Source organism: Okeania sp. SIO2F4 (assembly GCF_010672385.1).
In the GTDB taxonomy this organism is placed as follows: Bacteria; Cyanobacteriota; Cyanobacteriia; order Cyanobacteriales; family Microcoleaceae; genus Trichodesmium.
The window spans coordinates 1-11,619 of sequence record NZ_JAAHGT010000226.1; the positions used below are offsets into that span (position 1 = coordinate 1).

General features: G+C 34.4%; 7 protein-coding genes. 4 read left to right on the forward strand and 3 right to left on the reverse strand.

Annotation, left to right across the window (positions count from 1 at the left end):
- Positions 1 to 91: 91 nt before the first annotated feature.
- The gene (locus tag F6K22_RS15890; RefSeq protein ID WP_293099540.1) at positions 92 to 409 is read right to left on the reverse strand and encodes a PDDEXK family nuclease; all 318 of its coding nucleotides are present in this window, start codon (positions 407 to 409) and stop codon (positions 92 to 94) included.
- Positions 410 to 424: 15 nt separating this feature from the next.
- Between F6K22_RS15890 and F6K22_RS15895 the strand changes: the two genes are divergently transcribed.
- From F6K22_RS15895 to rsmA, 3 genes are all read left to right on the forward strand, one after another.
- Complete coding sequence (locus F6K22_RS15895; protein WP_293099543.1) at positions 425 to 1,612, forward strand: Gfo/Idh/MocA family oxidoreductase; 1,188 nt, start codon at positions 425 to 427, stop codon at positions 1,610 to 1,612.
- A 222-nt stretch (positions 1,613 to 1,834) separates the two neighbouring features.
- Entirely contained in the window at positions 1,835 to 3,286 is a 1,452-nt protein-coding gene (locus tag F6K22_RS15900) for an FAD-dependent oxidoreductase (protein ID WP_293099546.1), read from the forward strand.
- A gap of 339 nt (positions 3,287 to 3,625) precedes the next feature.
- A complete protein-coding gene (gene rsmA, locus F6K22_RS15905) occupies positions 3,626 to 4,444 on the forward strand; it encodes a 16S rRNA (adenine(1518)-N(6)/adenine(1519)-N(6))-dimethyltransferase RsmA (RefSeq protein WP_293099549.1) in 819 nt (272 codons plus the stop codon).
- A gap of 603 nt (positions 4,445 to 5,047) precedes the next feature.
- Here rsmA and F6K22_RS15910 read toward each other — a convergent pair.
- Together F6K22_RS15910 and F6K22_RS15915 are read right to left on the reverse strand one after the other, a co-directional pair.
- Positions 5,048 to 5,650, reverse strand: coding sequence for a fasciclin domain-containing protein (locus F6K22_RS15910; RefSeq protein ID WP_293099552.1), 603 nt, complete (start codon positions 5,648 to 5,650; stop codon positions 5,048 to 5,050).
- Positions 5,651 to 5,832: 182 nt separating this feature from the next.
- On the reverse strand, positions 5,833 to 7,038 hold the full coding sequence (locus F6K22_RS15915; RefSeq protein WP_293099555.1) for an RNA-guided endonuclease InsQ/TnpB family protein: 1,206 nt from the start codon (positions 7,036 to 7,038) through the stop codon (positions 5,833 to 5,835).
- Positions 7,039 to 8,177: 1,139 nt separating this feature from the next.
- Between F6K22_RS15915 and F6K22_RS15920 the strand changes: the two genes are divergently transcribed.
- Positions 8,178 to 11,573, forward strand: a complete 3,396-nt coding sequence (locus tag F6K22_RS15920; RefSeq protein WP_293099558.1) for a CHAT domain-containing protein — start codon at positions 8,178 to 8,180, stop codon at positions 11,571 to 11,573.
- Positions 11,574 to 11,619 lie beyond the last annotated feature (46 nt).

Here is an 11,619-nt window from a genome sequence, read left to right on the forward strand (position 1 = left end):
GAAGTGTGGGAGGTGTGGGGAGAGGAAAAGTAGGAAAAATCTATAAAATACCGACTAATAATTGTCAAAAACAGACTTTTAATCTTAGTAACTATTGAGGTGTTGAAGTATAGCTGAAGTATAGCATTAATGCATGGTAATTGGTATAAGATATAATAATTCTGGAACAGGCATCCAATCTTTTCTTTTTTTTTGTTAACTTAACTGCTAATTCTGGATAGACTTCTCCTTTGCCTTTGCACAATTCATCAATTAAATATAATAATGCACGAGTCAATTTAGAATGAAATTTTTTCGGTGGCATTTTTGCTACTGCTTTTCCATCAATAAATTCATAAATAATATCTCCATCTCCTGGTGGAAGTTCGAGAAATTCTTGTAATGTAAGTTGATTTTTTAGCTGTATCATTTTGTCTCTAAAATTATGCTGAGTTCGGAGTATTTATATCCAGCTTCAATTTTTCAAACAACAATTGTTGGTTATGGGCGTTACGGAAAAAATTATATTGGAACTAAATATGCCAAAAATGGATATTTCTGGGAAATAGTATCTATTGTCGAGCCAGTAATTAATTCCTCCTTATTTGCTGATAGTATTTTAGGCAAAAATAAACCACAAACTTATCTATTTCAGAGTTTTAGTCAATGGCATGATCACTATTTTAAACACCTAAATAATCAGCAAAAAGCAAGACAAGTAATTGAGATAGCTTTAAAGCCAGAATTAGTATATGAACAACTAATGTTATATATCGAAGCTGGTGTCAAACACTTTATTTTACCTAAGCCAGTTGTAACAAACCTAGAAGAAATGCTGCAAATCGCAGAAATAATTCATAAACATCAAATCAAAGCAGCAGTTGCTTCTCAGTGGTATTATTCAGACTTTCCTAAATTTATTAAGCGAGAAATCCAAAAATTTATCAAGGAAAAAAAACAAAAGCTTTCCCTAACTTCAAGTAATCATTCGAGTATTCCTAATTTATATAAAGTAGAAATTGATTTTTCTAAAGAAAATGGTTTAGCATATACTACAGACCCACCATTACTTGAATTGCCTCATGCTTTACAGTTACTCTCTTCAATAGGAATAATTGATTTTAATAATTATTTGTCACTCCCAGAAGTTAGTGGTACAAATACATTTGTCAATGCTATTTATCAGGTAGAAAATATTCAAGATAAAGTTTATGTTCATTCTAACATTAATATGCGACCAAATCCTGCAATCAAAAAAGAATATCCCCTATGGGATATTCAGGAACGGCGTTTAAAAATTTATTTTGATGAAGACAAGACTCTACCTGATATAGAAGTGGATTTTTGGATGAAATTTGACTATTCAGGTGATTTTGCTCTTCGTCCTGGTAAATTAATTATTAGGAATGACGAAAACTTTAACAATCAAGAACAATTAGTTCTGAATATTATTGACGATCAACTATTAAATATGAACCTGAAAATTTATGCAGCATTTCAGCAGAATTTTGTAGATTTTCAAAACGATCAGAATATTTTCTCCCTTGAGCGCTATCTCCCCATTGGTCAGCAAATAATGCTAGTTCAAAATATTTGGAAATCTTTTAAGGAGGAAAAAGGGAATAGGAAATAAGTAAGACCGAGTCGAGTAGGGAGCAATATTCTTGACTGCCAAATCCCTCTAACAACTCCTCCAAATATCTCTAAAAGTTCTGAATGCGATAGTTGTCTATAACCATACTGTTGTACAGTGATTTTTTTTAATCAATAAAATTGTCGTTTTAAGATTATTTTTAAAAGTTCAATTTAGAAACATTTAATAGTCAATTGTTTCAACCTTTATTCTTGGTGATTTATGACTCACGAACAACTATTTAATATTCCCCCAGAAGCACAACAAAAAATCGCTATTATTGGTGGGGGAGCTATGGGAATTTCCCTTGCTTCTATCCTTTCTCAATTAGGAATTGCTAAAGTAACGCTTCTAGAAGCTGAATCTACTCCCTTAAATCATTACAGTGCTTCCCTTAATAATACAGGGATTTTACATCACTTTGTTTATGGAGGACATTTTTCTACGTTAGAACTTTTGTTTAAACAAACTCTTTTGTTTAAAAAAGTTATGCCTGACTATGTTTTTGAAGATGAATATGTGAACTATTTAGTTCCTAATATTAAAGGAAATACAGCAATTTATCGAGAAGGTATAACTCTCAAAGATGTTAGTAAAAATTTGATGGAAATTTATAATAATCATATTAATAATTATCCATCAGATCAAATTTTCGGCTCTGTACAAGAACTGGTTCAGGAAATCGATGGGGAAGAAATTTTATGGGGAACTGGAGACAAAAATTCCTTTAATGGGGTAGTCAAAGTTAAACAACCAGTTCTAAATATCGACAAATATTGTAATCATTTAATCCAACTGCTTAATAAATTAATAAAAGAGCAAAAAATTAATCTTAAAACTAATCATAAAGTAACTAATATTGAACTCAGTAACCAAGGATTTGAACTGAATATTAAGCATGAAGAAAATTTATACTTCAATACAGTTATTAATACAGGATATGCAGAAGGATTGGAAATTCCAATCCCCTCTTTTTCAGGAGATAAAGAAGCCGGAAATATTGTTAAATTAAAAGCCTATGGGATATATAAAATTCCAGAAACTCTCAAGACAAAAAGTCCTCAATTAATAGAACATTTCTCCAGTACATTACTAATTCGTGGGCAATACGCAGGAATCATCAAAGCAGGTGAGAATCGTTTGGCTATTTTTTATGGATTAGAATATAATCAGGCAGAATTCTATGTTCCTCTCACTCAAACTTCAATCAATTTACCTCAAAATTGGATAAGTTGGATCAAGGGTGAAACTGACTATTTTGGTAATCGAAATGAAGCTTCTATTCTCCAAGCTATTCAACAAGGAGTATCTCAATGGATACCTTGGGTAGCAGAGTTAGAACCAATAGAATTGAAAAAAAATCTTCAAGTTTATCCCGGTCAAGAACCACCAAATGAACTAGAAACTTCTAAAAGAGATCATAATCCTATTCCTTATCAGTATCAGCATCAAACTGGTGAACAATATATTCATATTCCTGGAGCAAAGTTAACATCAGTTGTTTATCATTCTTTCTTGATTATTCATAAGTTATTACAAACTTATATCAACAAAAATATTTTGACGGAACAAGAGGTTCAGCAACACCTAATAATAGACAATAATAGAACTATAATTATCTCTCCAAAATTAGAATCTTTACTAGGGAAGGAATTGCCACAATCTCCTCTATAAAAACGAGAAAAAGTTATTAAGGAATTAAATGTATATTAAGTTTATATAAATTATATAAAATCCGGTTGGACAGTTGTCATTGCGACGATAGGAAGCAATCTCGCGTTACCCCTGAGATTGCTTCCTTCCACTTCGTTCCAGTCGCAATGACTTGGATATAGTAATTATCCGGATTTGATATTACTTATATATTATGTATATATTATGACCGAAAAATTTGGGTCTGGTGCCGACTCTTTTAAGAGGATAAAAAAAGAGAATATTCCTGAATTCCAGTCCCCTTATTGCAGAGGTACTGTTCCCTGTTCCCTGTTCCCTATTCCCTATTATATAACTGAAATGACTATCCAACCCCGAAAAAGATTTGCTCAACATTGGTTGAGGAGTGACAAAGCTCTCAATAAAATTGTCCAAGCTGCTGAATTATCCGACAGCGATCGCATCCTAGAAATTGGGCCAGGTACAGGTATCCTCACTCATCGTTTATTGCCCCTAGCAGCTTCAGTTGTTGCGGTAGAAATTGATAGAGATTTATGTCAAAAGTTAGTCAAAAAAATTGGCTCTGTAGAAAATTTTTTATTGTTACAAGGAGATATTTTATCCCTTGATTTAGAAACAAACTTGGCACAATTTCCTACTTTCCAAAATCCAAATAAAGTTGTGGCGAATATACCTTATAACATTACAGGTCCGATTTTGGAAAAACTATTAGGAACAATTGCTCAACCTGTAGCTAATACTTATGATTTAATCGTCTTATTATTACAAAAAGAAGTAGCAGATAGAATTTGCGCTCGACCAGACTCCAAAGCTTATAGTTCCCTATCAGTAAAAATTCAATATTTAGCCAACTGTGAATTTATTTGTGATGTACCTGCTAAAGCATTTTATCCCCCACCAAAAGTTGACTCAGCAGTAATACGACTACGACCTCAATTAATAGAACCCCAGGCAAATAATCCCAAAAAAATGGAAAATCTAGTTAAATTAGGTTTTGCTAGTAAACGGAAAATGTTAAGGAATAATCTTAAAGCAGTTATTGAACGCGATCGCCTTTCCGAGTTATTAGAAAAGTTAAAAGTCAACCCCCAAAGTCGTGCAGAAGATTTAAGTGTCCAGGAGTGGGTAGCATTAGCAAATAGTTTAGAGGAGTTTTGACACTCTCACCGTGAAATCACTGATAATTAAGACTGACGCACGCAAAACCTTGTTCCTAGAATAAATCCTTGCTTTGAACAATAGACATCTATGGGAATAACTGGTTTTCTTCTTCAGAAGTTACCTCCTAGTATGTTTAACCTACTATATCACCGCGAAATCACTGATTATATAAGTTAGTCCTCTACTATATTTTTTATATAGGACTTATACCATGTCCGGATAAGAGCGTGATGAAAACACTTTTTTCCCTATCTCCTGTCTCCTACCTCTTGTCTCCTGTCTCCTCTAATTATTTATAACTGTTCAACCGGACATGATATTACTAACGCGAAACCTGGTTGCTCGGAAAAACCGGGTTTGTTAAGAAGTTCTCGTGCATAAGTCTATTATCAAAATAATTGGGTCTAATACCAAATCCGCTTTAATAGAGAGATATATGTTCACAAAATTCAAAACCTTTGCCTGAGAATAATTTTGGCACTTGTGTGACGACCCTATAATAACCGGATTTGCTATAAAACCACACTTTTTCAGGGGAAATGTTTTTGGAGAGTTGCTCAAAATCTCCTTTACAAAAACAATTTCTGAGTTCTGACTTCGTTATAGTTCCTCTGGTATCAAAACTTCATCCACTAATATTATCACTCCATTTTTAGCACGTTGGGATGACTCAATAGTGCTGGACTCATTCAGAGTAATTTTATCCTCAATAGCATCTAGATTAATTGTAATTCGATCGCCAGAAACAGTTTCCACCATTCCCTCTGCCACCTCTTCATTAGAAACAGCACCAGGAACAATGTGATAGTTCAAAAGTTTAAGTAATTTCTCCTTGTTTTTTGGTTTGAATAGCTCTTTCCTTGTAGCTTCTGGCAAAGCTGCAAAAGCTGCATCTGTGGGGACAAAAACTGTATATTCTACGGCACCGCGGGAATTGGATGAGCGGAATTGTTCCATTAAACCCGCTTGGTTTACTGCATCTGCAAAAGTTTGGAAGTTCTGATAATACTTGATTGCTGCATCAAATTCTCCAGCAATTGTACCATCAACACTGCGACTTGTTGAATTACGCCGTGGATTGAATATCGCAGAAGAATAATAGTTTTGAGCTAATACTGGCAAACTAATTAAAGCGCTGGCAGCAATAGTTAGTAAGAGACCAGTCAATTTTTTCATCGGACTTGAGACAGCTTTAGTATTCATCACTACTTTTTACTTAATTATTAAAGGTTGAAAGAACAAAGTTTCTGTGCTTAGTCAAATACATGATTGGTTAAGCCCAGGGTTGTGAAGTTCTCTCCCGTTAAATCGGAGATTATAACGGGAGCTTTTAAAACAAAGATAATTGAATCCAGGCTTCAGAAGTTTCTTGTCTCACAGGCTGACTAACGTCTTACGCCTCCACAAGCAGACAAGATGATACCCACCTCGTTTAATGCTTTATTTAATATGTTCTTTGCCGCATTCTCATCCCTATCTAAAACTGTTTTACACTTAGGACAAGAATGGGTTCTAACTGACAAAGTTTTAGGTAATTTTTGACCACAATTACTGCAATTTTGTGATGTATTGTGAGGATTAACTTTAATTACATGAACACCGCGTTTTACCGCCACTGCATTCAATTTTTCAATAAAAGCACCCCAGGCTACATCATAAATTGATTTTGATAGTTTAGTATTTTTAGCTAAACCTTTAATATTAAGGTCTTCTACAGCAATCAAATCATACTCTTTAACTAATTTATGAGCAGTTTTGTAATGGAAATCTTCTCTTTGTCTAGCAATATGTTGATGTAATCTAGCTATTTTATTTTGTGCCTTCTTCCAGTTATTAGACCCAATTTCTTTTCTAGCTGTTTTACTTTGTTTTCTAGCTAAATTAGATTGTGCTTTTCTATAGAAATTTGGAACAGAAACAGTCTCACCAGTATTAGTAGTTAAAAACTCTTTTAAACCTACATCAATACCTACAGAATTTTTGATATTATCTGTAGGTATTAAACTAGGAACTGACTTATATTCCAAACTAAAACTAATATAGTAGCCGTCAGCTTTTTTGGTTATAGTTGCAGTTTTAATTGTAAATTCATCTGGAATTGGTCTATGAACTATCACTGGAATAGCACCAAATCTGCTAATAATAATTTGTTTACCATCAAACTTAACTGCTGCTTTAAGATGATTTACTCTACTGAAGCTTAATGACCTTAATTTGCCAGACTTTTTAAACCTTGGTCTACCATATCTTTTACCTGTTTTGTCAGGAATTAACCAACGTTTCCAGGCAATATCAAGTTTTTGTAAATTAATTTGTTGAACTTCAGAGTAAATTTCTTTATACTCAGGAAATAACTGTTTTGTCTGTTTAAGTGCTGATTGCTGAAAATAATAATCTGGTCTAACAGGAATCTCACCAATTGGACTTGAAACTATTGAGCAACGGTCTATCGGACATCTAGTTCTATTTAACCAGTCTAGTCGTTGACCCAAAGCATAATTCCAGTGTCTTCTCAAAAGTTCTAGCCAATAATCAATTTTAGCTATTTGTTCTTGATTTGGCGTGATTTTGTAGCAATGACTTATGATCATTTTTTTCTTTTTCGACCAGACTTTTATTATAATAGTTTGTATAAAGTTTGTCTATACATAAAATCAAGAAAACACGATTAAATATATGAATCAGTCATAACAGATTAAAGTAGGGGCGATTCGCGAATCGCCCCTACGATTATATGCAGCAGAAAATGAAAAAACGATGACGCAAGTAATAAATGATTTCATAGATTCACTAAAACTTAAAGACAAGAAATCAGAAGAAAAACATCAATCGACACCTAGATAAGCTTGCTGTCGGCAATTCCCCTCCCGTTAAATCGAAGATTATAACGGGAGACCCCTTGCCGAATCTAGTTGGAAATACAAACACATATCTATGATCTTCAAGCAATTTTTCCAATTATTTCATGTATTTGATCCTCTTTTTTTTAGGAGGGGTGTAACCAATGATTGGTTATACTTTAATGGTTACTTATCAATCCTGTCAGGGAAAATACCTAAAAGGGTAAAACCCACTATTAAGTATACAAACAAAAAGCCATTAGAGTCAAGCAACTTTGTACTTCTTTTATATATTAGCATATCTAAGTTTTAGGGGGGTAGAACCAATGATTGGTTTAGTATAGTAGGTAGGTTATTGCCCATTAAGGTATAATATTTAATATGGCTATACCCATCAAAACTATGTGACTTAAAAAACAAAAAAACAGCAAGTCAACGTATAAAATTAGCTATTATGAAAATAAGAGCTAGATAGGTTTGATTTTGATATTTGTGTTATTTACACAATATTAAAAGTTGAATTTAAATTAAATTTTTAATATTTTGACTTGACCCAGTAGGTAAGTTCTTACCCATTCAGGGAAAATATCTAATATCCTGATAACCATCTAAACTATGTGACTTAAGAAACCAAAAGACAGCAAGTAAAGCTATGAAATTAGCTCTGATAAAAATAAAAGCTAGATAAATTTTGGTTTGATTTCGATATTTTTGTTATTTATATATTGTTAATATTTTTCCTTGAAGATTGACGATTTTGATCGTAATTATCGCCAGACAATAATTGAGAAATCATCACATAAGTTTCAAGATGATTCTAATTATTATTTTGCCAAATAAAATTATCAGCTATTCCTATTTATTTTATTATTATAAACGGAGACAGTAAGATGAAACCTGAATCTAAAAAAGAATCTAAACCAAAGATAGATATTTTCAGAAAAATAGGAAATCCCAACTCCAAAATTAAAACAAAAAAATCTCAAGTTAGTCAAGATAAAAACAATTCTGAACTATCAACTGTATACCTGTCACCAATCGCAGATATAGCAGCTAGAATATCCCCTATTAGCTATTTAGCATACTTGCTCTTACCTCCTGTAGTTAAAGCGCAACCAATTAAAACATCAACAGATGGTACAAATACAATAGTTGAAAAAGCAGGCAATCGCTTCAATATTCATGGAGGTAGACTATCAAGAGACGGAGCAAATCTTTTTCATAGTTTTAGCGAATTTAACCTCCATAAAGGTCAAACAGCAAACTTTTCCTCAACTGAAACAATTAAAAATATTATTACTCGTGTAAAAGGTGGTAACTCTTCATTTATTAACGGTTTAATTCAAGTAGCAGGAGGCAATTCTAACCTATATATTGTTAATCCAGCCGGAATTATTTTTGGTAAAAATGCTCAACTAAATATACCCGCAGCTTTTGCTGCCACTACCGCTACTGGCATCGAATTTAATAATCAGTGGTTCAGTGCAACAGGTAAAAATAACTATGCCTCACTGATCGGAAATCCCAGCGCCTTTACTTTTCCCAAAGAACCCGCAGGAATTATTAATAATGGCAACCTCCAAGTCAAACCAGGGCAAAACGTCACCCTCATAGCTGGGAGTGTCGTTAATTATGGTACTATCGCAGCCCCCGGTGGCAATATTCGTATTGCTGCTGTGCCAAATCAGTCAATGGTAAGAATTAGCAAAGAGGGACATTTGCTGAATTTGGAAATTTCCAGCGATCGCTTCCCAGATAGTTCAGATGGGCAAATCGATCCTCTGTCTTTGCCAAAAATGTTAACTGGGGAAGGTACAAGGGAGAATGCTACAAGAGTCACCATCAATCAAGATGGGCAGTTTATACTAAGTGGAGATGAAACAGCAACTACCCCCGGTTCCGTGGTTATCTCCGGTAATCTCGATACTTCAAACACTCAATTTACTAATCGTTCCCTACCTCCCCTGAGTCAGGAAAATACAAAACTAGTAGGAGGAAATGTAGAGATTGTGGGCGATCGGATTGCCCTTAACCAGGCTAATATTAATGTCTCAGGGGATGGAGGTGGTGGGACAGTTAGCCTAGGTAATTATACAGTTAACCAGGAACAAAATACTCACATTCATGTTAGCTCAGATTCTATAATTTCTGCCAATGCTAATTTGACTGGTAAGGGTGGAAATGTAGCGATCGCTGGAGAGCAAATTGATATATCTGGCCACATCAGCGCCCGGGGTAGTGGAAATTTAGGCGAAGGTGGGTCTGTGCAAATTTCTGGTGGAGGCAGTTTTAGTGGCACAGTTGATTTAAGTGCTGAGAATAATGTTGGGGATATACGACTGGAGTCGGAGAATATTACGGTCAACCCAGAAACTAATTCCCAAGTTTCGGAAGCAGAAAACCATCAGTTTACAAACTTGAATGTTTCCGAAAATTCTCTAGAACAAATGACTAATAATGCAGATGTTACTTTAGCAGCAACTAATGATATTACTATCAATAATTTATCCGATCGTCAACTAAATTTAAACTCCGATAATCACAGATTAGATACACCTCAAACTCAGGTAAAACTTGTAGCCGATAGTGACCACAATGGTAGTGGTTCATTTGCTATAGAAAATCAGACGTCAATTGTAAACAGAAGCAGTTCTTTAATTATTTCTGGTGAAAATTTAACAGTGGGTAAAATTACAAACAATGGTGGAGGCACGATCGGTCTAATGAGCAATCAAATTAATTTTTCTAGTGGCATTAACTCGATTAATAATATTGATGGTCAAGTTAATATTCAACCCAGATACCCCACTCAAAATATGGTAATTAACGAAAATATTAATCTAGATCAAAATGTCAATTCTAATTTAGAAGAAACAGTAGATTCTCCTCGTGAACTTGGTGGATTAGAAAATGGGGATCTAGTTCGATCTTCCACAACAAAACTGGTTGATAATGATAGTAAAAAAGAAAATAATAGTCTGAGGAATAATATGACTTCAGAGCAGAAAATACCAACTATTAGCCCCCAATCAGGAAATCTAATTCTTGCTAGTCTCAACCACCGAAGATCCCCGGATAAAATCGATAAAATCCGTAGCAAAGCCTTTGCTAACGAATTAAAAATCAATCTAGATAACTTGCCAGTTATTACCGAAACTAGCATTAGAGAATCACTAAATACAGTTGCTAATCAAACAGGAAAAAAACCAGCAGTTATTTATGTTATTTCTCAACCTGAATACCTAGAATTAATTTTAGTTACCTCTCAAGGTTCACCAGTTTTTCAGAGAATAGAAGTCGCTAATAATGATGAATTGCGTCAACAAATGCGAAGCTTTATTGGAGGAGTCAGTCATCCTAGCCCTAGCAATCCCAATAAATATTTAACTGCTGCGCAAAAATTATATAAATTGTTAATTTCACCCTTAGAAGCAGAATTACAAAAACGGGAAATAGATACACTTATGTTCTCTCTAGACCCAGCCATGCGCAGTATTCCTTTTGCAGCTCTCCATGATGGCGAAAAATTCTTAATAGAAAAGTATAGTATGGGGTTAATTCCTAGTATTAATATGACTGATACTAGCTACAAAAATATTAAAGATTTATCAGTCTTAGCAATGGGAGCCTCAGATTTTCAAGACCCTAACATAGTATCTTTACCTGCTGTTCCTTTAGAGTTAAAAATGATTCGGCAAAATTGGCGAGGTAAGATTTTCTTTGACGAAAGTTTTACATTTGAAAATCTCCAAAAGCAACGGATAAAACAGGGAGCAAGGATTGTACATTTAGCAACTCATGGCTCTTTTCAACCCAGTGCACCTAACGAGTCTTTTATTCAGTTATGGAACGAACAATTAAAGTTCGATCAATTACGAAAGTTAGCAAAAAATGGAGAACCAATAGAGTTATTAGTATTGAGTGCTTGTGAAACTGCTTTCGGTAATTTGGATGCAGAATTAGGTTTTGCTGGGTTAGCAGTGCAAGCGGGAGTGAAATCAGTCTTAGCAAGTTTATGGCAGGTCGATGATGGGGGAACTTTAGGGTTGATGAGAGAATTTTATCGACAGTTGAGTTTGCAAGATACTACTGTGAAAGCAGAAGCGTTGAGGCAAGCACAGATAGCAATGATTAATGGCGATCTACGTCTGGAAGCAGGAAGGCTAAGAAGTAGTCGAATTGGAGATGATGGCGTGAAACTGCCAGATGCTGAATTTGCCGAAGATATGACTTTTTCCCATCCCTATTATTGGGCTTCTTTTATGATGATCGGTACTCCTTGGTAAGAGTGGGGAGGGTTGGAAGTGTTAGGAAGTGGAGAACAGATTCATA